This is a genomic window from Pseudomonas sp. I2 (assembly GCF_040984075.1).
Lineage (GTDB): Bacteria > Pseudomonadota > Gammaproteobacteria > Pseudomonadales > Pseudomonadaceae > Aquipseudomonas > Aquipseudomonas guariconensis_B.
In genome coordinates, this window is sequence record NZ_JBCGFQ010000015.1 from 1 (window position 1) to 22,852 (window position 22,852).

Below are 22,852 nucleotides of genomic sequence, written 5' to 3' on the forward strand. Positions count from 1 at the left end.
AGCAATCTCAAATGACTATGTGATTTCTCATATGGCCACTTGTGATGCTGATAATCTTGGCGACTATCAGTCCGTACTCACAAGCACCCACACGAATTGCTTGATTCGATTGTTAAAGAGCGTTTGGCCAAGAGCGTTTCGTCTCAACCGAGGCCGCGCACTCTACGCTTTCCTCAGAGTCTGTCAAGCGTTTGTTTTGAAGTTTTTCGTTTCACTTCAACCACTTGACTCGCTGCGATCACTCGTAGCGGGAGGCGAATCATACAGCGTTACCGCCTGCTGTCAACTGCCTTTTGCACCGCTGCCGATCTAGGGACCGAAGCTCTTCCGACACTACCTGAAGCGTTCAACTCGTTGAATCTCAAGGAGTTTTTCGTTTCGACTACGTCGGAAGTGGGGCGCATTATAAGGGGATTCGAAACCCCGTCAACCGTTATTTTCATAAATCTTTAAATAAAGAGCACAGCACAAACAAAACGGGGAGGCCTACTGGCCTCCCCGTCTTCAGAGATAAAGCTACCCTTACTCTGCCTTCAAGGTAATGCGCGCAAAAGCCTTCTTGCCCGCCTGGCACACATGGGTCGCCCCCAGGGCAAAGACGAAGCCACGATCGACCACAGCGCCATCGACCTTCACACTCCCTGCATTAAGCAGGTCACGAGCAGCAGCCGAGTTCTTCACCAGCCCTGCCTTGTTCAGGACCGCAGCGATCGGCATGTCTTCGGCCGCCGCCACCTCGACCTGCGGCAGATCCTCAGGCAGTTCGCCATCCTTCATACGGTTGCCTGCCGCACGATGAGCGCTGGCCGCTGCCTCTTCACCATGGAAGCGGGCGACGATCTCCTCCGCCAGCTTGATCTTGATATCGCGCGGGTTGGCGCCGTTCTCGACATCGGCGCGGAACTGGTCGATCTCTTCCATCGAACGGAAGCTCAGCAGCTCGAAGTAACGCCACATCAGCGTGTCCGGGATCGACACCAGCTTGCTGTACATCACCCCAGGCGCCTCCTGGATACCCACATAGTTACCCAGCGACTTGGACATCTTCTTCACGCCGTCGAGCCCCTCGAGCAGCGGCATGGTCACGATGTTCTGCGCTTCCTGGCCATAAGCCCGCTGCAGCTCTCGTCCCATCAGCAGGTTGAACTTCTGGTCGGTGCCACCCAGCTCGACGTCGGCCTTGAGCGCGACCGAGTCATAGCCTTGCACCAGCGGGTAGAGGAACTCGTGGATCGCGATGGGCTGATTGCTGCTGTAGCGCTTGTCGAAGTCGTCGCGCTCGAGCATGCGGGCAACCGTGTACTGCGAAGCCAGGCGAATGAAGTCGGCCGGCGTCAGCTTGTCCATCCAGGTGGAATTGAACGCGACCTCGGTCTTGGCCGGGTCGAGGATCTTGAACACCTGCTGCTTGTAGGTCTCGGCATTCTCCAGGACCTGCTCGCGGGTCAGCGGTGGGCGGGTGGCGCTCTTGCCGCTCGGGTCACCGATCATGCCGGTGAAGTCACCGATCAGGAAGATGACCTGATGGCCAAGGTCCTGGAACTGGCGCAGCTTGTTGATCAGCACCGTGTGGCCCAGGTGCAAGTCTGGAGCGGTCGGATCGAAGCCCGCCTTGATACGCAGAGGCTGGCCGCGCTTGAGCTTCTCCGCCAGTTCCGACTCGACCAACACCTCTTCCGCACCGCGCTTGATAAGCGCCAGCTGCTCTTCAACCGACTTCATATGACAGACCCGCAAGGCTCAGATTCAAGGGGAGCCAACCATACAAGATCGGCCATCAAATACAAGTTTTGCAAAGGAATGTGACCCGAACGGCGTGTCGCGGCGTCTACGCGCCCTTGCGTGAAAATGGATTTGGTTATATTTTATACAGTTATTTCATCTTCATCATGTCATTCATCTTTTCCTTTTCACCTTTTTCAAAGTCACTTCACCTATGACCAACGAAACGCCTAAAGCGCCCCCGCTTTATCCGAAAAGCCATTTGTTGGCCGCCAGCGGCATCGCCGCCCTCCTCAGCCTGGCCTTGCTGGTATTCCCCTCCAGCGAGGTCGAAGCCAAGAAAACCACGCTGAGCCTGGAGCTGGAAAGCCCGGCCGAGCAGCTGCAGGACGCGTCCAAGGCAGCCCCACTGGTACAGGCCGAGGGCAGCCAGGATTCGCCCTTCGCCCAGATCGACACCGCCGAACCACCGGCCGAGCAGACCGCCGAGCAGGCCCCTGCGGTCGAGGAGAAGGAGCCCGGCCACCGTGAAGTCACGGTCGCCCGTGGCGATACCCTGTCCACCCTGTTCGCCAAGGTCGGCCTGCCCGCCAACGTGGTCCATGACGTACTGGCCAGCAGCAAGCAGGCCAAGCAGTTCAGCCAGCTCAAGCATGGTCAGGTGCTGCAGTTCGAGTTCGACAAGGACGGCCAGTTGGCCAGCCTGCACAGCAAGGTCAGCAGCCTCGAGAGCATTCGCCTGACTCGCACCGCCAAGGGCTACAGCTTCGCTCGCGAAGTCAGCAAACCAGTGGTACGCACCGCCTACGCCCATGGGGTCATCAAGAGTTCCCTGTCGGCTTCCGCGCAACGCGCAGGCCTGTCCCACAGCATGACCATGGACATGGCACGCATCCTCGGCTACGACATCGACTTCGCCCAGGACATCCGCCAGGGCGACGAATTCGACGTGGTCTACGAGCAGAAGATCATGGACGGCAAGGTGATCGGCACCGGCAACATCCTGTCCGCCCGCTTCACCAACCGCGGCAAGACCTACACCGCCGTGCGCTACACCAACAAGCAGGGCAACACCAGCTACTACACCGCCGACGGCAAGAGCCTGCGCAAGGCCTTCATCCGCACCCCGGTGGACTTCGCCCGCATCAGCTCACGCTTCTCCAATGGGCGCAAGCACCCGATCCTGAACAAGATCCGCGCCCACAAAGGCGTCGACTACGCCGCACCGCGAGGCACGCCGATCAAGGCCGCCGGCGACGGCAAAGTGCTCCTGGCGGGGCGCCGCGGCGGCTACGGCAACACCGTGATCATCGCCCATGGCAATACCTACAAGACCCTCTACGGCCACATGCAGGGCTTCGCCAAGGGCATCAGGACCGGCAGTTCGGTCAAGCAAGGCCAGGTCATCGGCTACATCGGCACCACCGGCCTGTCCACCGGGCCGCACCTGCACTATGAGTTCCAGGTCAATGGCGTGCACGTCGATCCTCTGAGCCAGAAAGTGCCCATGGCCGACCCGATCGCCAAGTCCGAGCGCCAGCGCTTCCTGCAGCAGAGCCAGCCCCTGATCGCCCGCATGGACCAGGAAAAGGCCACCCTGCTCGCCGCGAACAAGCGCTGAGCCCATGGCGCTCTACCTGGGAGTGATGTCCGGTACCAGCCTCGACGGCCTGGACATCGCCCTGATCGAACAGGGCGAGCAGCACCAACTGCTCGCCACCCACTACACCCCCATGCCCTCGGACCTGCGCCAGGACCTGCTGGCCCTTTGCGCCAGCGGCCCCGACGAGATCGCCCGCGCCGCACTGGCAGAAAACCGCTGGGCCAGGCTGGCAGCCGAAGGCGTGCGCCATCTCTTGCTCAGCCAGGGCCTGCAGGCCGATGCCATCCGTGCGATCGGCAGCCATGGGCAGACCATCCGTCATGAACCGGCACGCGGCTTCACCGTGCAGATCGGCAACCCCGCCCTGCTGGCCGAGCTCACCGGGATCTGCGTGGTCGGCGACTTCCGCCGCCGCGACGTTGCCGCCGGTGGCCAGGGCGCGCCGCTGGTGCCTGCCTACCATGAGGCGCTGTTCGCCCATCTGGGCCAGCGCGTGGCGATACTCAACGTGGGCGGTTTCAGCAACCTCAGCCTGATCGAGCATGACAAACCGGTCCGCGGCTTCGACTGCGGGCCGGGCAATGTGCTGCTCGATGCCTGGATCGAACGCAAGCGTGGCCAGGCCTATGACGCCGATGGCGCCTGGGCGGCCAGCGGCACGCCGAACCCTGGCCTGCTCGCCAGCCTGCTGGCGGACCCGTTCTTTGCCGGCACCGGCCCCAAGAGCACCGGCCGCGAAGTCTTCAACCTGCCGTGGCTGGATGCCCATCTGTCGGCACTGCCGCCTTGTCGGGACGAAGATGTCCAGGCCACCCTGCTGGAGCTCACTGCACGCAGCATCGTCGACTCGCTGAGCGGCGCCCAGGCGAACACCGAAGCACTGCTGGTCTGCGGTGGCGGGGCTCGCAATGGCGCGTTGATGCGCCGCCTGGCCGAGCTGCTGCCGGCCGCCAAGGTCGACAGCACCGCCGCCCATGGGGTCGATCCCGACTGGGTCGAGGCCATGGCCTTCGCCTGGCTGGCCCATTGCTGCCTCGAGCGAATCCCCGGCAACCGCCCCAGTGTCACCGGCGCCCAGGGCCTGCGCATACTCGGCGCCATCTATCCGGCCTGACCCACCCCACAAAGCAAAACGCCGCGCAACCGCGCGGCGTTTTCATGCCAACGGCAAGGCTCAGATCGAGAACGAGGAACCACAGCCGCAGGTGGTGGCGGCGTTGGGGTTCTTGATCACGAAGCGCGAACCTTCCAGGCCTTCCTGGTAGTCCACTTCGGCGCCTGCCAGGTACTGGAAGCTCATCGGATCGACCACCAGGGACACGCCTTCGCGCTCGACCACGGTGTCGTCCTCGGCCACTTCCTCATCGAAGGTGAAGCCGTACTGGAAACCGGAGCAACCACCGCCCGTCACGAACACGCGCAACTTCAGACGATCATTGCCCTCTTCGGTGACCAGGGTCTTCACCTTTTGCGCAGCCCCTTGGGTGAATTCCAAAGCGGTGGGGGTGAAGGTTTCGACGCTCATGTTGATTCTCCCGGCGCAGTGCCGCCATAAAACTCGATGACGCGCATTATCCGCTTCTCCGAGAAAATCGGTCAACAATACGTAAGCCGCAAGCTTCAAGCTGAACGCGGAACACTCACTTGCAGCTTGTGGCTGCTGTCAGGGCAGCAGGCCGGCGTGCGACAGGCCCATGCGTTCGTCCAGGCCGAACAGGATGTTCAGGTTCTGCACCGCCTGGCCGGAAGCGCCCTTGACCAGGTTGTCGATCACCGACAACACCACCACCAGGTCACTGCCCTGGGGACGATGCACGGCGATGCGGCAGACATTGGCGCCACGCACGCTACGGGTCTCTGGGTGGCTACCGGCCGGCATCACGTCGACGAACGGCTCGTCCGCGTAGCGCTTCTCGAACAGGGCCTGCAGGTCGACCGAGGTGTCGGCGACGGTCGCATAGAGCGTGGCGTGAATGCCACGGATCATCGGGGTCAGGTGCGGCACGAAGGTCAGGCCGACGTCCTTGCCCGCGGCTTGGCGCAGGCCCTGGCTGATTTCCGGCAGGTGGCGGTGGCCCTTGACCGCGTAGGCCTTCATGCTCTCGCCCGCCTCGCAGAACAGCGAGCCCACCGAAGCACCCCGGCCGGCGCCGCTGACACCCGACTTGCAGTCGGCGATCAGGCGTGACGGGTCAGCCAGGCCGGCTTCGAGCAGCGGCAGGAAGCCCAGCTGGGCGGCCGTCGGATAGCAGCCAGGCACGGCGATCAGACGGGCCTGGCGGATCTTCTCGCGATTGACCTCGGGCAGGCCGTATACCGCATCCTTGAGCAGCTCCGGCGCACCGTGGGGCTGGCCGTACCACTTGCCCCACTCCACGGCGTCCTGCAGGCGGAAGTCGGCGGACAGGTCGATGACCTTGGTCCCGGCCGCCAGCAGCTCGCCGGCCAAGGCGTGGGCAACACCGTGGGGCGTGGCGAAGAACACCACGTCGCAGGCGCCCAGGGCCTTGCTGTCCGGCACGCTGAAGGCCAGGCCGTCATAGTGGCCACGCAGGTTCGGGTACATGTCGGCTACCGCCACACCGGCCTCGGAGCGCGACGTGATGACCGCCACCTCGGCCTGTGGATGCTGTGCCAGCAGACGCAACAGTTCGACGCCGGTGTAACCCGTGCCGCCGACGATACCGACCTTGATCATAACGCTTGCCCCTTATCAACGAGCCGACTGGAAAACGCACGATAATAGGGGTGCGAGCCGCCTGTAACAACTCTTGGGGTGACCCTTCGGGCGCTTGGCCTCTACTATCTGACGACCGTGAAAACCTGAAGGAACTCCCTCCATGCTCTATCTATGGATCAAGGCGCTGCACATCGTCAGCGTGGTCTGCTGGTTCGCCGGACTGTTCTACCTGCCCCGGCTGTTCGTCTACCACGCGCAAAGCCAGGACAACATCAGCCAGGAGCGCTTCGTCACGATGGAGCGCAAGCTCTTTCGCGGCATCATGAACCCGGCGATGATCGCCACCTATGTCTTCGGCATCTGGATGCTCTACCTCACCCCGGGCTGGCTCAGTCAGGGCTGGCTGCATGCCAAGCTCACCCTGGTCATCCTGCTGACCGTCTACCATCACATGTGCGGCGCCCAGCGCAAGCGCTTCGCCGCCGGCAACAACACCCGCAGCCATGTGTACTACCGCTGGTTCAACGAAGTGCCGGTGCTGTTGCTGCTGGGCATCGTGATTCTCGTGGTGGTCAAACCGTTCTGAGCCCAACCATCCCCTGACAGGAGCCCCGCCATGCCCTTGCCCGCCTCGCTCGAACAACGCCTGCGCCTGCCGGTGGTCGCCGCACCGATGTTCCTGATTTCCAATCCCCGGCTGGTACTGGCCTGCTGCGGCAGTGGCGTGGTGGGCAGCTTTCCTGCCTTGAACCAGCGCGACAGCAGCGGTTTCAAAGCGTGGCTGGAAGAGATCGAGGACGGCCTCGCCAGCTTGCCGACAGCGGCACCCTACGCGGTCAACCTGATCGTCCACCCCAGCAACCCGCGCCTGCAGGCCGACCTGGCCCTGTGCGTCGAACACCGCGTGCCCATCGTCATCACCAGCCTGGGCGCCGTGAAGGAGGTGGTGGATGCGGTGCATGGCTATGGCGGCCTGGTATTCCATGACGTCACGACCCGCCGCCATGCGGAGAAAGCCGCCGAGGCCGGGGTAGACGGCCTGATCGCCGTGGCAGCAGGCGCCGGGGGGCACGCCGGGACCTGGAGCCCACTCGCCCTGGTGGCCGAGATCCGCCAGTTCTTCGACAAGACGCTGCTGCTGGCGGGCTGCATCAACCATGGCCATCAGGTCCTCGCCGCCCAACTGCTGGGAGCCGACCTGGCGTACATGGGCACCCGTTTCATCGCCACCACCGAGAGCCAGGCCCAGGATGCCTACAAGCAGATGCTGCTGGAGGCCCGCGCTGCCGACATCATCCATACTCCTGCCGTGTCCGGCGTGCCCGCCAGTTTCCTGCGCCAGAGCCTGGAGCAGGCCGGCTACGACATGGACGCGCTGAAGGCCAGCCATGAGCAGGCTCGTCTCAAACCGCTGGATGATGAAGCGAAAGCCTGGAAAACGGTCTGGTCCGCTGGCCAGGGGGTCGGCGATATCCACGACCTGCCCAGCGCTGGCGCACTGATCGAACGCCTGCAGGGCGAATACCGCGAGGCCCTGGCACACAGCCATCGACTGCACGGCCGGGCCCTGTAGCAAAAGGCAACACCTTGCCGGGCCACGCTGTACACTAGGCGCCCCGTCCGCCGCTCCAGGAGCCTTGCATGACCCGTTACGCCATGATCACCGGTGCTTCCAGCGGCCTGGGCCTGGCCCTGGCGGAAGCCCTGGCGCGGCGCGGGCGCAACCTGATCCTGGTGGCACGCCATCGCGAGACCCTCGAGCCGGTGGCCATCGAGCTGACCCAGCGTTTCGGTGTCGAGGTGCTGTTCCGCGCCTGCGACCTGAGCCAGCCTTTGCGCTTGTCCGGCTTCGTGCTCGAACTGGAAGAAGGCGAACGGCGCATCGACCTGTTGGTCAACTGCGCCGGCCAGCGCGCCTACGGGCCGTTCCTGGCCCACGAATGGGCGGATGAGCAGGACCTGCTGGAGGTCAACATTCTCGCCCTGACCCGCCTGTGCCACGCCATCGGCAACCTGATGGCCGTGCAGGGCGGCGGTCAGATCCTCAATGTCGCATCCCTCGCCAGCTTCGCCCCCGGCCCCTGGATGGCCAGCTATGCGGCGAGCAAGGCCTACGTGGTGAGTTTCTCCCAAGCCCTGCGCGAAGAGCTCGGGCGCACCGGGATCAAGGTGTCGGTGCTGTGCCCTGGCCCGGTGCGTTCGCCACGGCGACGCATCCCCAGGCTGGAAGGCTCCAGCCGCTGCCTGAGCCCGGAAGAGGTGGCGCTGCATGCCGTGCGCGCCCTGGACAAGAATCGTGCCCTGATCGTACCCGGACGGCGCAACCGCTGGCTGGCCTTCCTGCCACGCCTGCTGCCGCACTGGCTGACGCGCAAGCTGGCCGGGATGATCCATCGTCGCTACTGCCCGCTCGGCGCCGAATAGCCACTGGGCGAGCGGCGGCGCGCTGGTTACACTCGGCCCGGACCCTCACCATGGAGCAAGTGCTGTGGAGACTCTCTTCACCAAGATCATCAACCGGGAGATCCCGGCGAAGATCATCTACGAGGACGACCAGGTTCTGGCCTTCCACGATATCGCCCCCCAGGCGCCTGTGCATTTTCTGGTCATCCCGAAAAAGCCCATCCGCACCCTCAACGACCTGACCGAAGAGGACAAGGGCCTGGCCGGCCACATCCTGTTCACTGCCCAGCGCCTGGCCAAGGAGCTAGGTTGCGAGGAAGGCTTCCGGGTGGTCATGAACTGCAACGAGCTGGGCGGCCAGACCGTCTACCACATCCACATGCATGTGCTCGGCCAACGCCAGATGCACTGGCCGCCGGGCTGATCCAGGGCAACCCCCTCCCCGCCGATTGCGGTAAACTGTCGGGCACACTCTAGCGGAGGTGCCCGATGGCTACCGAACGTCACTACTCGCCGCTCGACCGCTTGTTGCTGCAGGCCGATACCGCCATGCGCACCTTGCTGCCCTTCAGCGGCCAACCTTCTCGTCCCTCCCCGGCCATCGTGCAACCGGACGCCGAGCTGGACGAAGCCCAGACCCGCCATATCGCCGGCCTGATGCGCATCAACCATACCGGCGAGGTATGTGCCCAGGCGCTCTACCAGGGCCAGGCGTTGACCGCCAAACTGCCGCAGGTACGCAAGGCCATGGAGCATGCCGCCGAGGAAGAGGTCGACCACCTGGCCTGGTGCGAGCAGCGCATCCGCCAGCTGGGCAGCCACCCGAGCGTGCTCAACCCGCTGTTCTACGGTATGTCGTTCGGCATCGGCGCCCTCGCCGGCCTGGTCAGCGACAAGGTCAGCCTGGGCTTCGTCGCGGCCACCGAGCACCAAGTCTGCAAGCACCTGGACGAACACCTGGAGCAGATCCCCCCGCAAGACGAGAAATCCCGCGCCATCCTCGAGCAGATGCGCGTGGACGAGGAGCAGCACGCCGAATCCGCCCTCGAGGCCGGCGGCTACCGCTTCCCCGCACCGGTGCGCCTGGGCATGAGCCTGATGGCCAAGGTGATGACCAAGAGCACCTATCGCATCTAGGGGCACGGCCATGACGGAACGTTTCGACGCCAAGGACCTGGCGCGTGCCGTGGACGCCGGCATTCTCCAGCCGGGCCAGGAGCAGGCGCTGCTGGCGTTCTTGCGCCAGCAGCCGGAAAACCGTGGCACCTTTCAATTGGCCCATGTGGCCTTCTATTTCGGCGCGCTGCTGATCATGGGCGCCATGGGCTGGCTGCTCACCGAAGCCTGGATGCGCATCGGCGACTCGGCCCTGCTGGCCATTGCACTGTTGTATATCGTCCTGCTGACAGGCTTCGCCATGGCATTGCAGCGGCGCCAGCAACCCATCGCTGCCGGGGTGCTGGCTGCGGTCGCGGTAAGCATCGTGCCACTGGCAGTGTTCGCCATCGAGCGCATGTTGGGCTGGTGGCCGCTGGACGACACCCAAGCCGACTACCACCAGTACTACACCTACGTCCAAGGTGGCTGGTTGCTGATGGAAGCGGCCACGGTGCTCGCCGGGCTGCTGATGCTGCGCCTGGTGCCCTTCCCGTTCATCGTGATGCCGATCGCCGTGGCCCTGTGGTTCATGTCCATGGACCTGAGCGAATGGTTCTTTGGCTCGCCATTCAGTTGGGAGCAGCGGCGCACGGTATCGCTATGGTTCGGCCTGGCCCTGCTGCTGGTGTTCGTCGTGGTGGATGGCCGCCCCCGTAGGGACTATGCCTTCTGGGGCTACCTGGCCGGGCTGGCGGCATTCTGGGGAGGCCTGACGCTGATGAACAGCGACAGCGAGCTGGGCAAGGCCCTCTACTGCCTGGTCAACCTTGGCTTGATGGGGCTGGCGGTGCTACTGCGCCGGCCGGTGTTCATGGTGTTCGGCGCCATGGGCGTGGCGGCTTACCTCGGCTACCTCTCCTACGAGGTGTTCGCCGACTCGCTGCTGTTCCCGCTGGTGCTGACCTTGATCGGCCTTGGCGTGATCGGCCTGGGGCTGCTTTACCAGAAGCGCCGCGAGCAGCTCAGCCAGTCGCTGCGCGCCCGTCTGCCGAGTTGGTTGCAACAAGCACTGCCAGCGCTGCGCGATTGATGGGCCGGGCAAGCGGCCCTATCAAGTCGAATACCCTGCCTCAGCCCAGTTCGACGATCTCGTAGCCGTGGGTAATCTCGACACCGGCGCGATCGAGCATGATCGAGGCCGAGCAGTACTTCTCCGCCGACAGCTCCACCGCACGCTTGACCTGGGCCTCCTTCAGGCCACGCCCCTTGACCACGAACTTCAAGTGGATCTTGGTGAACACCTTGGGATCCTCGTCGGCGCGCTCGGCCTCCAGGAAGGCCTCGCAGTTTTCCACGGCCTGGCGCGACTTCTTCAGGATGCTCACGACATCGAAGCTGCTGCAACCGCCCAGGCCGAGCAGGAGCATCTCCATCGGGCGCACGCCCAGGTTGCGACCGCCAGCCTCGGGCGGGCCATCCATCACCACGACGTGGCCGCTCCCCGATTCGCCGAGGAACATCGCTTCACCGGCCCACTGGATGCGTGCCTTCATGTATCTGGACTCCCTAATGTTCGGAAAAGGCCGTCAGCTTAGACCTTGTGGAGCTGTCGGAAAAGCTCAAGACGAGTCGCTTTCATACCAATACCAGAGGCAGTGTCTGATAAGCTGGCGCCAAATGACTGGCACTTTCCGCCAAACCCCTATAAAAAGCCTATGCGTCATATCGAACAGGATTTCGTGATGGTTGCCTCAGCCCTACCCGCCAAGATCAAGAACATCGACAAGCTGCTCACCCACTGCCAGCGCCGCCGCTATGCCGCCAAGAGCAATATCATCTGTGCGGGCGACCGGGCAGACACGCTGTCGTTCATCGTCAAAGGCTCGGTGACCATCCTGATCGAGGACGACGACGGTCATGAGATGATCATCGCCTACCTCAACAGCGGCGATTTTTTCGGCGAGTTGGGCCTGTTCGAACCTAGCGGCCAGGAACAGCAACGTAGTGCCTGGGTCCGCGCCAAGACCGAATGCGAAGTGGCCGAGATCGGCTACGACAAGTTCCGCGAACTGGCTCGCCAGGATCCGGAAATCCTCTATGCGCTTGGCAGCCAGATGGCCCAGCGTCTGCGCAACACCACCCGCAAGGTCGGCGACCTCGCCTTCTTCGACGTCACCGGCCGCGTGGCCCGCTGCCTGCTGGACCTGTGCAAGCAGCCCGACGCGATGACCCACCCGGACGGTATGCAGATCAAGATCACCCGCCAGGAGATCGGCCGTATCGTCGGGTGCTCACGGGAAATGGTCGGTCGTGTGCTCAAGGACCTCGAGGAACGCAGCCTGGTCCAGGTCAAGGGCAAGACCATGGTGGTCTACGGCACCCGCTAGTCCCGGGGAAGCGCCGCGATCACCTCGTCGTAAGCCTGGCTCAGGCGCTCGAACCAGGGCGCCTCGGGCACGACCTCATGCAGGGCGACATGGGCATCGGCCCGGCAGCGTTGCTCCAGCTCACAACATTCGTTGAAGCGGTTGACCGCCGCGACCATCGACTCACGCTCGTTGTCCAGCAACAGCGCGCCATGCACCAGCACCACCGGGCGTTTGCCGCCCAGCCCCTGGCGCCAGCGCTGGGCCGTGCCGACCAGTTTGCGGCCATCGAGATTGACGTTGTACCGGCCATCGCAGAAAGCGCCATCGATCTCGCCGACCGATGCCACACCGCCCCATTCGCGCAGCACATCGCACAAGGGCAGGCACAGGCGCTCGTAGGCATTCTCGATGCGCCCCTGGTCCCCTTCGCTACGCGGCGCCACATAGACCAGTGCCACGTTCACCGTGGCATGCGACTGCGGCACCGGCTCCCCGCCGGTCTCGCGCAACAACACCGGCCAGCCACTGATCGCCAGTTCCGTGCAGGCAGCCTCGAAGTTCTCCAGGCGGCTCATGCGCCGTGGCATCACCAGGGCGCGGTCGGTCGGGCGCCAGAACAGCACACCAGCTTCGCGCTCGCCACGGCAGACTGCGGCCAGCAGCTCCTGTTCGGCGTGCAGGCCCTGTTCGACGGTAAGGGCCAGAGGTTGATCGCTCATCAGTTTTCCACCTTGTCCATGCAAAGAAGCCGGCATGTGCCGGCTTCAGGGTCGCTCAGTCCAGTTGCTGGACCACGTTGTGCACGGGCCGCTCGGGGAAGAACAGACGCTGCAGCTCCAGCCCCGGCTGCTCGGCGCGCATGAACGCCTCGCCGACCAGGAAGGAATACACCTCGTTGATTTCCATCAGTTCCACGTCGGCACGGTTGAGGATGCCGCTCTCGGTGATGGCCAGACGATCGCGCGGGATGCGCGGCAGCAGGTCGAGAGTGGTTTCCAGGCTGACCTCGAAGGTGTGCAGGTTGCGGTTGTTGACGCCGACCAGCGGGGTGTCGAGGGTCTGCAGGGCACGCTCCAGTTCATCGCCGTCGTGCACCTCCACCAGCACGTCGAGCCCGACGTCCTTGGCGGTGGCAGCCAGCTCGGCCATGCGCACGTCATCCAGCGCGGCGACGATCAGCAATACGCAGTCGGCGCCCAGGGCACGGGCCTCGACGACCTGGTAAGGGTCGATCAGGAAGTCCTTGCGGATCACCGGCAGCGCACAGGCCGCGCGGGCCTGCTGCAGGTAGGCATCGCCGCCCTGGAAGTAGTCCACATCGGTCAGTACCGACAGGCAGGTCGCCCCACCCTTCTCGTAGCTGGCGGCGATCTCCGCCGGCACGAAGTGTTCGCGGATCACCCCCTTGCTCGGCGAGGCCTTCTTGATTTCGGCGATCACCGCCGGCTGCTTGCGCCCGGCCTGCTCGATCAACGCATTGGCAAAGCCACGCGGGGCATCGGCTGCCTTGGCCAGGCGCTCCAGCTCGGCCAGGCTGACCCGGGCACTGCGCTCGGCCACTTCCTCGACCTTGCGGGCGAGGATTTTCTCCAGCACCGTCGGTACGCTCATGCTTCGTTCTCCTGCTTGAATACCGCGGTGAAGGCACCCAGCTCCTGCAACTTCTCCCAGGCAAGGCCGGTGTGCAGCACGTCATGGGCCAGCTCCACCCCTGCTTTGAGGCTCATCGCGTGATCGGCGGCATACAGCGCGGCACCGGCGTTGAGCACGATCATCTCGGCAGCCTTCTGGCCGTTCTCGGTCTTGCGCCGGCCCAGGGCATCGCGGATCAGCTCCAGCGAGGCCTGCGGGCCCTCGACCGCCAGGCCATGCAGGCTCTGGCTCTTCATGCCGAGGTCTTCCGGCTCGACCCAGTACTCGCTGATCTGGTCATTCTTCAGCTCGGCGACGAAGGTCGGCGCGGCCAGGCTGAACTCGTCCAGGCCATCCTTCGAGTGCACCACCAACACATGCTTGCTGCCCAGACGCTGCAGCACCTGAGCCAGTGGGCGGCACAGGGCCTGGGTGAAGACCCCGACCACCTGGTGTTTCACACCGGCCGGATTCGTAAGCGGGCCGAGCATGTTGAACAGGGTGCGCAGCCCCAGCTCGCGGCGAGGCCCGGCGGCGTGCTTCATGGCGCTGTGGTGGGTCTGGGCGAACATGAAACCGATCCCCAGGCTGTCGATGCAGCGAGCGACCTGCACCGGAGTCAGGTTCAGGTAGATGCCGGCGGCCTCCAGCAGGTCGGCGCTGCCGCTCTTGCCGGACACCGCCCGGTTGCCATGCTTGGCCACGGTGCAACCGGCCGCGGCGAGAACGAAGGCCGAGGCGGTGGACACGTTGAAGATGTTGGCGCCATCACCACCGGTGCCGACGATGTCGACGACACCATCCAGGCTCTGCAGCTCGACCTTGTCGGCCAGCTCGCGCATCACCGACACGGCGCCGACGATCTCGTCGATGCTCTCGCTCTTCATGCGCATGCCCATCAGGAAGGCACCGATCTGCGCCTCCGTGCACTGGCCGGTCATGATCTGGCGCATGACGCCGCGCATTTCCTCGGTGGACAGGTCCAGATGGCCGACGATACGGCTCAACGCGCTCTTGATATCCATGTTCGTTCCTTAGCGGCGGCCGCCGGTCTGCTTGAGGAAATTGGCGAACAACTCATGCCCTTGCTCGGTGAGGATCGACTCGGGGTGGAACTGCACTCCTTCGATGTTCAGGGCCTTGTGGCGCAGGCCCATGATCTCGTCGACCGAACCATCGTCATGCGCGGTCCAGGCGGTGACCTCCAGGCAATCCGGCAGGGTTTCGCGCTTGACCACCAGGGAATGGTAGCGGGTCACGGTGAGCGGGTTGTTGAGGCCGGCGAACACGCCCAGGTCGCGGTGATGCACCGGGCTGGTCTTGCCATGCATCACCTGGCGGGCCCGCACCACGTCACCGCCGAAGGCCTGGCCGATGGACTGGTGGCCCAGGCACACGCCCAGGATCGGCAACTTGCCGGCAAAGTGCAGGATGGCTTCGATGGACACGCCCGCCTCGCTCGGCGTGCAAGGGCCCGGGGAGACGACGATGCGCTCCGGCTCGAGGGCTTCGATCTGGGCGATGGTCATTTCGTCGTTGCGAATGACCTTGACCTCGGCACCCAGCTCGCCGAGGTATTGAACGACGTTGTAGGTGAAGGAGTCGTAGTTGTCGATCATCAGTAACATCTGGAGCGAACCTCTTGAATACTGACTTTGGATTCGAACCTTCCCATGCCAGCCACGGGTGCGGACGATCCCGCAAGGGGCGGCAGGTGCAGCGAATGGAAGGCAAACGGGGACGGGCCGGGCAAGCCGGCAGGAGATAAAGTCAGGCGCGCCAACGCCAACGGGCGTGGGCCTTGATAACGCGCATCAGGAGTCTGCTGACGATCAACACGGGGTAGGTCTCGTTCATACGTCACGGCACAGTAGCCTACCGGGGCGGCAGGTGCAATATGCCCGTAAATACCGGGAAACGAATGGACTTGGAAAGCATGACCTGCGATTTGCTAAGGTCAGTCGGCTTGTCCTCATAAAAACAACGAAAAGGATATTCAGACATGCGCAAACCGCCCTTCCTGCGTTCCCTGCTCGGCCTGCTGGCCCTGGCCTGCAGCCAGGCCATGGCGGCGCCCTCGCCCTACTCGACGCTCATCGTCTTCGGTGACAGCCTCAGCGATGCCGGCCAGTTCCCCGACCTGGCCGGTGGCACCGCCGCCATGCGCTTCACCAACCGTGACACCGACGGCAACTATGCGCCCGTCTCGCCGATGCTGCTCGGCGGCCGCCTGGGCGTGGCACCGGCCGACCTCAACCCGTCCACCTCGCTGGCTGTCCGCCCCGACGGCAACAACTGGGCGGTCGGCGGCTACACCACCCAGCAGATCCTCGATTCGATCACCGATACCTCGCGGACGGTCATTCCGCCGGGCAACCCTGGGGCCGGCGCCGTACTGCGCGAGCGCCCCGGCTACCTGGCCAGCGGCCTGGGCGCCGACCCGAACGCGCTCTACTACCTGACCGGTGGTGGCAACGATTTCCTCCAGGGCCTGGTCAACAGCCCCGCCGATGCCGCAGCCGCTGGCGCGCGCCTGGCGGCCAGCGCCCAGGCGCTGCAGCAGGGCGGCGCCCGCTACATCATGGTCTGGCTACTGCCCGACCTGGGCCAGACGCCGAACTTCAGCGGTACACCGCAGCAAGGCCCGCTCTCCCAGTTGTCCGGCGTATTCAACCAGTCCTTGGTGGAACAACTGGACCGCGTCGACGCCGAGATCATCCCGCTGAACATCCCCGTCCTGCTCCAAGAGGCCCTCGCCAGCCCGGCGCAGTTCGGCCTTGCGGCCGACCAGGACCTGGTCGGCACCTGCTACAGCGGCGGCAGTTGCGTGGAGAACCCGGTTTACGGCATCAATGGCCCCACACCGGACCCGAGCCGGCTGCTGTTCAACGACTCGGTGCACCCGACCATCGCCGGCCAGCGGCTGATCGCCGACTACGCCTACTCGATCATCGCCGCTCCCTGGGAGCTGACCTTGCTTCCAGAAATGGCCCACGCCAGCCTGCGCGCCCACCAGGACGAACTGCGCAACCAGTGGCAGACACCCTGGCAAGCCGTCGGCCAATGGCAGGCCATTCTCGCCACTGGCGCCCAGGACCTGGACTTCGACGACCAGCGCAGCGCCGCCAGTGGCGACGGGCGGGGCTACAACCTGACCCTCGGCGGCAGCTACCGGCTCGACGAGGCCTGGCGCATCGGCCTGGCCGCAGGCGTCTATCGGCAGAAACTGGAGGCCGGCGAACAGGACTCGGACTACAAGCTCGACAGTTACCTGGCCACGCTGTTCGCCCAGTTCCGCCAGCAGCGCTGGTGGGCGGACGCCGCCTTGACCGCGGGGCACCTGGATTACCACGACCTCGAGCGCACCTTCGCCCTGGGCGTGGGCGAGCGCAGCGAGAAAGGCGACACGGACGGCGAAACCTGGGCACTGTCGGGTCGCCTGGGTTACAACCTAGCGACAGAGGGCAGCGACTGGCAGTTGTCACCGTTCGTCAGCGCCGACTATGCCCGGGTCAAGGTGGATGGCTATGACGAGAAGAGCGGGCGCTCCACTGCGCTGGGCTTCGACGATCAGGACCGTACCTCGCGACGCCTGGGAGTGGGGCTGCAGGGCAGCTACCTATTCGCCCCGGGCACCCGGCTGTTCGCCGAGGTCGCCCGCGAGCATGAGTTCGAGGATGATCGCCAGGACCTGACGATGCGTCTGGCCACCCTGCCAGCCAATGATTTCACACTCACCGGCTATACCCCTCACAGCAACCTGACCCGTGCCAGCCTGGGGCTTACCCATGAACTGACGCCGGGGCTGCACCTGCGTGGCAACTACAACTGGCGCAAGAGCGATGAGCTGACCCAGCAGGGAGTGAGCCTGGCCCTGAGCCTGGACTTTTGAAGCCCCTGGGGTCGCTTTGCGTCCCCAACCGATACAAAAACGGCGCCCACCAGGGGCGCCGTTTCTTCATGCCAGCCATCAGGCCTTGGGCGTCTGCTCCGCCAGGCCCACCGCACGGAACATGGCGCGGCGCTTGTTGATGGTCTCTTCCCACTCCAGCGCCGGCACCGAGTCGGCGACGATACCGCCACCGGCCTGGACATGCAGCTCGCCATCCTTGATCACCGCAGTACGGATAGCAATGGCCGTGTCCATGTTGCCGTTCCAGGCGAAGTAGCCCACCGCCCCCCCATAGACACCGCGCTTGACCGGCTCCAGCTCGTCGATGATCTCCATCGCGCGGATCTTCGGCGCCCCCGACAGGGTGCCAGCCGGCAGGATGGCACGCAGCGCATCCATGGCAGTCAGGCCCTGGCGCAACTGCCCGGTGACGTTGGAGACGATGTGCATCACGTTGGAATAGCGCTCGATCACCATCTTCTCGGTCAGGCGTACGCTGCCCGTCGAGGACACCCGGCCCACGTCGTTGCGCCCCAGGTCGATGAGCATCAGGTGCTCGGCGATTTCCTTCTCGTCGGACAGCAGGTCGTCCTCCAGTGCCCGGTCGGCCTCCTCGGTGACGCCACGCGGGCGGGTGCCGGCGATCGGGCGCACGGTCACCAGGTTGTCTTCGACCCGCACCAGCACCTCGGGCGAACTGCCGACCACATGGAAATCGCCGAAGTTGAAGAAGTACATGTACGGCGTCGGGTTGAAGCAGCGCAGCGCCCGGTACAGGTCGATGGGCGCGGCCTTGAAGTCGATGGACATGCGCTGGGACGGCACCACCTGCATGCAATCCCCGGCCAGGATGTACTCCTTGATGCGGGCCACCGCGTTCTCGTAGTCCTCGCGGGTGTAGCTGGAGCGGAATTCCGGCTCGGCGGCGAGCGGGCCGCTCAGGTCCAGGCCGCGGCGCGGGGTGATCGGCTGGCGCAGCGTGTCCAGCAGGCCCTCGAGCCGTGCCTGCCCCTCTTCGTAGGCCTGCTCCTGAGCCGGGTCGACCAGCACGATCGCGTGCATCTTGCCCGCCAAGTTGTCGAACACCACCACGGCATCGGAGACCATCAACAGGATGTCCGGCACACCCAGCGGATCCGGGTTCGGGCAGGCGCCCAGGCGCTTTTCCACATAACGGACGCAGTCATAGCCGAAGTAGCCGACCAGGCCGCCATTGAAGCGCGGCAAACCCGGAATGTCGGCGACCTTGTAGCGATCCTTGAAGGCCTCGACGAACGCCAGCGGGTCCTCGACGTCATGGCTTTCCACTTCTTCGCCGTCCTGCAAGATGCTCACGTGGTAGCCATGTACCCGCAGCACAGTGCGCGAGGGCAAGCCGATCATCGAGTAGCGCCCCCACTTCTCGCCGCCCTGTACGGACTCGAGCAGGTAGGAGTTGGGTTGGTCGGCGAGCTTCAGGTAGATCGACAGCGGCGTGTCGAAGTCGGCCAGGGTTTCACAGGCCAGGGGAATGCGGTTGTAGCCGGCAGCGGCCAGGCGCAGGAATTCTTCGCGGGTCATGGGTAGCCTCGTGGCAAGCAGCAATGGGGTCGGGCAAGCGGACGGGCCGGCAAGCGCCGGCGGGCGGAAGTCAGGCGCGCCAGCGCCAACGGGCCAGGGCCTTGATGACTTTCATCCAGAATTTGCCGGTAACCGCCACGGTGGACTCTCTGTCTTGTGAGGCTTGAAGGTCCGCCAACGTTATCCCAGTGGCCGGGACTAAGCAACCGGGCAGCAGGGCGCGCAGGTCGTCGATGACCAGGCTGGGGGATTCCTCATCGATGGGCCGCCCATGGTTGTAGCCATAGGTCAGGCCGACGCATTGCACACCCGCCGCCCTGGCCGCCAGCACATCGCTGCGCGAATCGCCGACGAACAGCGACTCGGCGGGGGCGACGCCGGCCATCTTCATGACGAACAGCAAGGCCGCCGGGTCAGGCTTCTTCTGCGCCAGGGTGTCGCCGCCAATGATCCAGCGGAAGTAACGACCGATCTTCATCTGATCGAGCAGCGGGCCGACGAAACGCTCAGGCTTGTTGGTGATCAGCGCCATCTCCACGCCTTGCTTGCGCAGCCAGCGCAGGGTGTCGCGCACCCCGGGGTAGATCACCGTCAGGTCGTGGCTTTCGGCGTAGGCCTCCATGAACAGGGCCAGGCCCTGCTCGGCCAGTGCATCGTCGACGCCTGCGTGATCCAGGCCGCCGGCCAGGGCGCGGCGCACGAGGACCTGGGCACCATTGCCGACCCATTGGCGCACGGCCTCCAGGCCAGCGGGCGGGCGCCCCATCTGGAGCAGCATGCGATCCACGGCGGCAGCCAGGTCGGGGACCGAATCGATCAGGGTGCCATCCAGATCGAACATCACCAGCCTGGGCAGCGTCCCTGGGAACAGCTGCTCGAAGCCGCTCATGGGTGGGCCTGGGCCAGTTCGGCGCGCATGCTGGCGATGACGTCCTGGTAATCCGGCGCATTGAAGATCGCCGAGCCCGCCACGAAGGTGTCGGCACCTGCGGCCGCGATCTCGCGGATATTGCCGACGTTGACGCCGCCATCGATCTCCAGGCGGATGTCACGGCCGCTGGCATCGATCAAGGCGCGCGCCTCGCGCAGCTTGTCGAGGGTGCCGGGGATGAACTTCTGGCCACCGAAGCCTGGGTTGACGCTCATCAGCAGGACCATGTCGACCTTGTCCATCACGTACTTCAGCACGTCCAGGCCGGTGGCCGGGTTGAACACTAGGCCAGCCTTGCAGCCACCGTCGCGGATCAGTTGCAGGGAGCGGTCGATGTGCTGGGAGGCTTCCGGATGGAACGTGATGTAGGTGGCGCCGGCTTCGATGAAGTCGCCGATGATGCGGTCGACCGGGCTGACCATCAGGTGCACGTCGATCGGCGCGGTCACGCCATACTTGCGCAGGGCGCTGCAGACCATCGGGCCGATGGTCAGGTTGGGTACGTAGTGGTTGTCCATCACATCGAAGTGGACGATATCGGCGCCAGCGGCGAGCACCTTGTCGACGTCCTCGCCCAGGCGGGCGAAATCGGCGGAGAGGATGGAGGGGGCAATAGCGTAGGGCTGCATGGCGCACCTGTTGGCAGAATCACGGTGGCGCGCATTGTAACCCAGGCGAGCGAATCGGGGCTGATTGGCGTCAAGCGGTGCCGATGGCGACACAAAATCATTCGGTTGGCAGCGCTTTGTCATCTTTGGGGCTGCCTTGCAGCCCCAAATACCCCTTGAAAGGGCCGGCACAACCTGCCAATCAGGTCGGCTGCTGGGTTCGCATCTTCTCGCTCCGCCCGCGCAACCACTCCAGGGTCAGCAGCAGAACCACCGAAAAGGCGATCAGCAAGGTCGCCGCCGCGGCAATGGTCGGGCTCAGGTTCTCGCGGATGCCGCTGAACATCTGTCGTGGCAACGTCGCCTGCTCGGGCCCGGCGAGGAACAGGGTCACCACCACCTCGTCGAACGACGTGGCGAAGGCGAACAACGCCCCGGAGATCACCCCGGGCGCGATCAGCGGCAAAGTCACCCGGCGGAAGGCCAGCAGCGGCGAGGCTCCCAGGCTGGCCGCCGCCCGCACCAGGTTGTAGTTGAAGCCCTGCAAGGTCGCCGACACGGTGATGATGACGAACGGCACGCCCAGTACCGCATGCACCAGGATCAGCGAGATGAAGCTGTTGCCCAGGCCCAGCGGGGCGAAGAACAGATAGCTGGCCACGCCGATGATCACCACAGGCACCACCATCGGCGAAATCACCAGGGCCATCACCAGCGACTTGCCAGGAAAGTCGCTGCGGGTCAGGCCGATGGCGGCCAGGGTGCCGAACACCATGGCCAGCACGGTGGCCGCCGGGGCGACGATGATGCTGTTCTTCAACGAACGCATCCATTCAGCGGACGAAAAGAAGTCCTCGTACCACTGCAGCGAAAAACCCTGCAGCGGGTAGACCAGGAAACTGCCGCTGTTGAACGACAACGGCACGATCACCAGCACCGGCAATACCAGGAACAGCAGGATCAGGCCGCAGAGGATTCGCAGGCTGTAGAACCAGACCCGCTCCACGGGCGACATGTAAGGGCTCAGCATGGCAAGGCTCCTCAGCTCAGGCGCAGGCGGCTGGCGCCGACCAGCCAGCTATAGATCAGGTACAGCAACACGGTGGCCAGCAGCAGCAACCCGCCCAGCGCGGTGGCCATGCCCCAGTTGATGCTGGTGTTGGTGTAGAAGGCGACGAAGTAGCTGACCATCTGGTCGTTGGGGCTGCCGAGCAGCGCCGGGGTGATGTAGTAGCCGATGGAGATGATGAACACCAGCAGGCAACCGGCGCCGACACCGGCATAGGTCTGCGGGAAGTACACCCGCCAGAAACTGGCGAACGGATGGCAACCCAGGGAGATCGCCGCGCGCATGTAGCTGGGCGAGATGCCCTTCATCACGCTGTACAGCGGCAAGATCATGAACGGCAGGAGGATATGGACCATCGAGATGTACACGCCGGTGCGGTTGAACACCAACTCCAGCGGCTCATCGATGATGCCCACCGCCATCAGCGCACTGTTGATCAGGCCGCCCGACTGCAACAGCACGATCCAGGCCGCCACCCGCACCAGGATCGAGGTCCAGAACGGCAGCAGCACCAGGATCATCAGCAGGTTGCTCTGCCGGGTCGGCAGGTTGGCCAGCAGGTAGGCCAGCGGATAGGCCAGCAGCAGGCAGATCACGGTGATCACCACGCCCATCCACAGGGTGCGGGCGAAGATGTCCAGGTAGATCGCCTGGTCGGGCGTGGCCTTGGCCAGCTCGCCCAGGTCGTCGATGCGGTGGTCCAGTGCGGCCAGCAGGTAGAACGGCGTGACCGTGCTGGTGTTGCGGCGGATCGCCTGCCAATAGGCCGGATCGCCCCAACGCTCGTCGAGCGTCTGCAAGGCATCCTTGTAGGCGCTCGGCTCGGTCTTGAACGGCAGCGCCCTGGCGGTCTTGGCCAGCAGGCTGCGGTAGCCGGCCAGCTCCATGTTCAGGCGCTTGGAAAGGTCGCCCAAGGTCTGGTTGCGACGCGATTCGGCCAGGTCCTGACTGAGCGCCTTGTACACTTCTTCGCCCGGCAGGCCCTTGCCGTCCCACTGCGACACGGCCTCGACGGTACGTGGCAGGCCGGCGACCACCTCCGGGTTGCCGACGCTCTTGTACAGCAGTGCCGCGATCGGCACCAGGAACACCAGCAACAGGAACAGCGCCAGCGGCGCGATCAACGCCTGCGCTTTCCAGCGGTTGACCCGCTCGGCATGCTTGAGACGCTGCTTGAGGCTTTTACCTGCGCCTTCGTTCAGGGGCACTGCAATGGCCATGGCGAACTCCGAAAAATCTGGGGAACGAGGAGCGCCGGGCCGTTCCCCGGCGCTCCCTCGGTGCG

At 64.6% G+C, this 22,852-nt stretch carries 23 protein-coding genes; 10 read left to right on the forward strand and 13 right to left on the reverse strand.

Translation table 11 applies throughout. The annotated features are described in order from the left end of the window. Nucleotides 1-522 precede the first annotated feature (522 nt). Nucleotides 523-1,722 (reverse strand): tyrosine--tRNA ligase, encoded by a 1,200-nt coding sequence (gene tyrS, locus WCE05_RS09650; protein WP_253080165.1) that lies wholly within the window; start codon nt 1,720-1,722, stop codon nt 523-525. Nucleotides 1,723-1,936: 214 nt separating this feature from the next. Between tyrS and WCE05_RS09655 the strand changes: the two genes are divergently transcribed. Beyond that, nucleotides 1,937-3,343, forward strand: coding sequence for a peptidoglycan DD-metalloendopeptidase family protein (locus tag WCE05_RS09655; RefSeq protein WP_368815813.1), 1,407 nt, complete (start codon nt 1,937-1,939; stop codon nt 3,341-3,343). Nucleotides 3,344-3,347: 4 nt separating this feature from the next. Next, nucleotides 3,348-4,439 (forward strand): anhydro-N-acetylmuramic acid kinase, encoded by a 1,092-nt coding sequence (locus WCE05_RS09660; RefSeq protein WP_368815814.1) that lies wholly within the window; start codon nt 3,348-3,350, stop codon nt 4,437-4,439. Between the two features lie 60 nt (nt 4,440-4,499). On the opposite strand, the gene erpA is transcribed toward WCE05_RS09660, so the two are convergent. Beyond that, nucleotides 4,500-4,850 (reverse strand): iron-sulfur cluster insertion protein ErpA, encoded by a 351-nt coding sequence (gene erpA, locus WCE05_RS09665; RefSeq protein ID WP_225786406.1) that lies wholly within the window; start codon nt 4,848-4,850, stop codon nt 4,500-4,502. Between the two features lie 138 nt (nt 4,851-4,988). Continuing rightward, nucleotides 4,989-6,023: an N-acetyl-gamma-glutamyl-phosphate reductase gene (gene argC, locus WCE05_RS09670; RefSeq protein ID WP_225786407.1), complete on the reverse strand. Its 1,035-nt coding sequence runs from the start codon at nt 6,021-6,023 to the stop codon at nt 4,989-4,991. Between the two features lie 142 nt (nt 6,024-6,165). On the opposite strand from argC, the gene hemJ reads away from it, so the two are divergent. The 6 genes from hemJ (at nt 6,166) to WCE05_RS09700 (ending at nt 10,596) form a co-directional block, all read left to right on the forward strand. Beyond that, a complete protein-coding gene (gene hemJ, locus WCE05_RS09675) occupies nt 6,166-6,591 on the forward strand; it encodes a protoporphyrinogen oxidase HemJ (RefSeq protein WP_368815815.1) in 426 nt (141 codons plus the stop codon). 30 nt (nt 6,592-6,621) lie between these two features. Next, on the forward strand, nt 6,622-7,578 hold the full coding sequence (locus tag WCE05_RS09680; protein ID WP_368815816.1) for an NAD(P)H-dependent flavin oxidoreductase: 957 nt from the start codon (nt 6,622-6,624) through the stop codon (nt 7,576-7,578). 68 nt (nt 7,579-7,646) lie between these two features. After that, entirely contained in the window at nt 7,647-8,429 is a 783-nt protein-coding gene (locus WCE05_RS09685) for an SDR family oxidoreductase (RefSeq protein WP_253080170.1), read from the forward strand. Nucleotides 8,430-8,493: 64 nt separating this feature from the next. Next, complete coding sequence (locus WCE05_RS09690; RefSeq protein WP_045180357.1) at nt 8,494-8,832, forward strand: histidine triad nucleotide-binding protein; 339 nt, start codon at nt 8,494-8,496, stop codon at nt 8,830-8,832. A gap of 65 nt (nt 8,833-8,897) precedes the next feature. Continuing rightward, a complete protein-coding gene (coq7, locus tag WCE05_RS09695; protein WP_225786411.1) occupies nt 8,898-9,545 on the forward strand; it encodes a 2-polyprenyl-3-methyl-6-methoxy-1,4-benzoquinone monooxygenase in 648 nt (215 codons plus the stop codon). A 10-nt stretch (nt 9,546-9,555) separates the two neighbouring features. Beyond that, the gene (locus WCE05_RS09700) at nt 9,556-10,596 is read left to right on the forward strand and encodes a DUF2157 domain-containing protein (RefSeq protein ID WP_368815817.1); all 1,041 of its coding nucleotides are present in this window, start codon (nt 9,556-9,558) and stop codon (nt 10,594-10,596) included. Between the two features lie 40 nt (nt 10,597-10,636). On the opposite strand, the gene WCE05_RS09705 is transcribed toward WCE05_RS09700, so the two are convergent. Beyond that, nucleotides 10,637-11,059 carry an OsmC family protein gene (locus WCE05_RS09705; protein WP_253080172.1) on the reverse strand — a complete coding sequence of 141 codons (423 nt, stop codon included), beginning with the start codon at nt 11,057-11,059 and terminating at the stop codon, nt 10,637-10,639. Nucleotides 11,060-11,248: 189 nt separating this feature from the next. Between WCE05_RS09705 and crp the strand changes: the two genes are divergently transcribed. Next, entirely contained in the window at nt 11,249-11,893 is a 645-nt protein-coding gene (crp, locus tag WCE05_RS09710; RefSeq protein ID WP_225786414.1) for a cAMP-activated global transcriptional regulator CRP, read from the forward strand. On the opposite strand, the gene WCE05_RS09715 is transcribed toward crp, so the two are convergent. The 4 genes from WCE05_RS09715 to WCE05_RS09730 are packed head-to-tail and all read right to left on the reverse strand — an operon-like array spanning nt 11,890 to nt 15,135. Next, nucleotides 11,890-12,594, reverse strand: coding sequence for a lipoate--protein ligase family protein (locus WCE05_RS09715; RefSeq protein ID WP_225786415.1), 705 nt, complete (start codon nt 12,592-12,594; stop codon nt 11,890-11,892). The two genes, crp and WCE05_RS09715, sit on opposite strands and share 4 nt — an antisense overlap. 55 nt (nt 12,595-12,649) lie before the next feature. After that, nucleotides 12,650-13,486, reverse strand: a complete 837-nt coding sequence (gene trpC, locus WCE05_RS09720) for an indole-3-glycerol phosphate synthase TrpC (protein ID WP_225786416.1) — start codon at nt 13,484-13,486, stop codon at nt 12,650-12,652. Further along, on the reverse strand, nt 13,483-14,532 hold the full coding sequence (gene trpD / locus WCE05_RS09725) for an anthranilate phosphoribosyltransferase (RefSeq protein WP_225786417.1): 1,050 nt from the start codon (nt 14,530-14,532) through the stop codon (nt 13,483-13,485). Before trpD ends, trpC begins: the two co-directional genes overlap by 4 nt. A 9-nt stretch (nt 14,533-14,541) precedes the next feature. Further along, nucleotides 14,542-15,135, reverse strand: a complete 594-nt coding sequence (locus WCE05_RS09730; protein WP_225786418.1) for an aminodeoxychorismate/anthranilate synthase component II — start codon at nt 15,133-15,135, stop codon at nt 14,542-14,544. A 374-nt stretch (nt 15,136-15,509) separates the two neighbouring features. Between WCE05_RS09730 and estP the strand changes: the two genes are divergently transcribed. Continuing rightward, entirely contained in the window at nt 15,510-17,399 is a 1,890-nt protein-coding gene (gene estP, locus WCE05_RS09735; RefSeq protein WP_368815818.1) for an esterase EstP, read from the forward strand. 78 nt (nt 17,400-17,477) lie between these two features. Here the strand turns inward: estP and trpE are convergent, their stop codons facing one another. From trpE to WCE05_RS09760, 5 genes are all read right to left on the reverse strand, one after another. Beyond that, nucleotides 17,478-18,959 carry an anthranilate synthase component I gene (gene trpE / locus WCE05_RS09740; RefSeq protein WP_225786420.1) on the reverse strand — a complete coding sequence of 494 codons (1,482 nt, stop codon included), beginning with the start codon at nt 18,957-18,959 and terminating at the stop codon, nt 17,478-17,480. 70 nt (nt 18,960-19,029) lie between these two features. Next, on the reverse strand, nt 19,030-19,848 hold the full coding sequence (locus tag WCE05_RS09745) for a phosphoglycolate phosphatase (RefSeq protein ID WP_225786421.1): 819 nt from the start codon (nt 19,846-19,848) through the stop codon (nt 19,030-19,032). Beyond that, nucleotides 19,845-20,519 carry a ribulose-phosphate 3-epimerase gene (gene rpe, locus WCE05_RS09750; RefSeq protein ID WP_225786422.1) on the reverse strand — a complete coding sequence of 225 codons (675 nt, stop codon included), beginning with the start codon at nt 20,517-20,519 and terminating at the stop codon, nt 19,845-19,847. The genes WCE05_RS09745 and rpe overlap by 4 nt, the downstream gene beginning before the upstream one ends. Nucleotides 20,520-20,700: 181 nt before the next feature. Continuing rightward, nucleotides 20,701-21,528, reverse strand: coding sequence for an ABC transporter permease (locus WCE05_RS09755; protein WP_225786423.1), 828 nt, complete (start codon nt 21,526-21,528; stop codon nt 20,701-20,703). Nucleotides 21,529-21,539: 11 nt separating this feature from the next. After that, nucleotides 21,540-22,787, reverse strand: coding sequence for an ABC transporter permease (locus tag WCE05_RS09760; RefSeq protein WP_253080175.1), 1,248 nt, complete (start codon nt 22,785-22,787; stop codon nt 21,540-21,542). Between the last annotated feature and the right edge of the window lie 65 nt (nt 22,788-22,852).

Bases quoted from the DNA above. Each gene is read 5' to 3' on its own strand.
- tyrS (WP_253080165.1), bottom strand. From the start codon at position 1,722: ATGAAGTCGGTTGAAGAGCAGCTGGCGCTTATCAAGCGCGGTGCGGAA.
- WCE05_RS09655 (WP_368815813.1), top strand. From the start codon at position 1,937: ATGACCAACGAAACGCCTAAAGCGCCCCCGCTTTATCCGAAAAGCCAT.
- WCE05_RS09660 (WP_368815814.1), top strand. From the start codon at position 3,348: ATGGCGCTCTACCTGGGAGTGATGTCCGGTACCAGCCTCGACGGCCTG.
- erpA (WP_225786406.1), bottom strand. From the start codon at position 4,850: ATGAGCGTCGAAACCTTCACCCCCACCGCTTTGGAATTCACCCAAGGG.
- argC (WP_225786407.1), bottom strand. From the start codon at position 6,023: ATGATCAAGGTCGGTATCGTCGGCGGCACGGGTTACACCGGCGTCGAA.
- hemJ (WP_368815815.1), top strand. From the start codon at position 6,166: ATGCTCTATCTATGGATCAAGGCGCTGCACATCGTCAGCGTGGTCTGC.
- WCE05_RS09680 (WP_368815816.1), top strand. From the start codon at position 6,622: ATGCCCTTGCCCGCCTCGCTCGAACAACGCCTGCGCCTGCCGGTGGTC.
- WCE05_RS09685 (WP_253080170.1), top strand. From the start codon at position 7,647: ATGACCCGTTACGCCATGATCACCGGTGCTTCCAGCGGCCTGGGCCTG.
- coq7 (WP_225786411.1), top strand. From the start codon at position 8,898: ATGGCTACCGAACGTCACTACTCGCCGCTCGACCGCTTGTTGCTGCAG.
- WCE05_RS09700 (WP_368815817.1), top strand. From the start codon at position 9,556: ATGACGGAACGTTTCGACGCCAAGGACCTGGCGCGTGCCGTGGACGCC.
- WCE05_RS09705 (WP_253080172.1), bottom strand. From the start codon at position 11,059: ATGAAGGCACGCATCCAGTGGGCCGGTGAAGCGATGTTCCTCGGCGAA.
- crp (WP_225786414.1), top strand. From the start codon at position 11,249: ATGGTTGCCTCAGCCCTACCCGCCAAGATCAAGAACATCGACAAGCTG.
- WCE05_RS09715 (WP_225786415.1), bottom strand. From the start codon at position 12,594: ATGAGCGATCAACCTCTGGCCCTTACCGTCGAACAGGGCCTGCACGCC.
- trpC (WP_225786416.1), bottom strand. From the start codon at position 13,486: ATGAGCGTACCGACGGTGCTGGAGAAAATCCTCGCCCGCAAGGTCGAG.
- trpD (WP_225786417.1), bottom strand. From the start codon at position 14,532: ATGGATATCAAGAGCGCGTTGAGCCGTATCGTCGGCCATCTGGACCTG.
- WCE05_RS09730 (WP_225786418.1), bottom strand. From the start codon at position 15,135: ATGTTACTGATGATCGACAACTACGACTCCTTCACCTACAACGTCGTT.
- estP (WP_368815818.1), top strand. From the start codon at position 15,510: ATGCGCAAACCGCCCTTCCTGCGTTCCCTGCTCGGCCTGCTGGCCCTG.
- trpE (WP_225786420.1), bottom strand. From the start codon at position 18,959: ATGACCCGCGAAGAATTCCTGCGCCTGGCCGCTGCCGGCTACAACCGC.
- WCE05_RS09745 (WP_225786421.1), bottom strand. From the start codon at position 19,848: ATGAGCGGCTTCGAGCAGCTGTTCCCAGGGACGCTGCCCAGGCTGGTG.
- rpe (WP_225786422.1), bottom strand. From the start codon at position 20,519: ATGCAGCCCTACGCTATTGCCCCCTCCATCCTCTCCGCCGATTTCGCC.
- WCE05_RS09755 (WP_225786423.1), bottom strand. From the start codon at position 21,528: ATGCTGAGCCCTTACATGTCGCCCGTGGAGCGGGTCTGGTTCTACAGC.
- WCE05_RS09760 (WP_253080175.1), bottom strand. From the start codon at position 22,787: ATGGCCATTGCAGTGCCCCTGAACGAAGGCGCAGGTAAAAGCCTCAAG.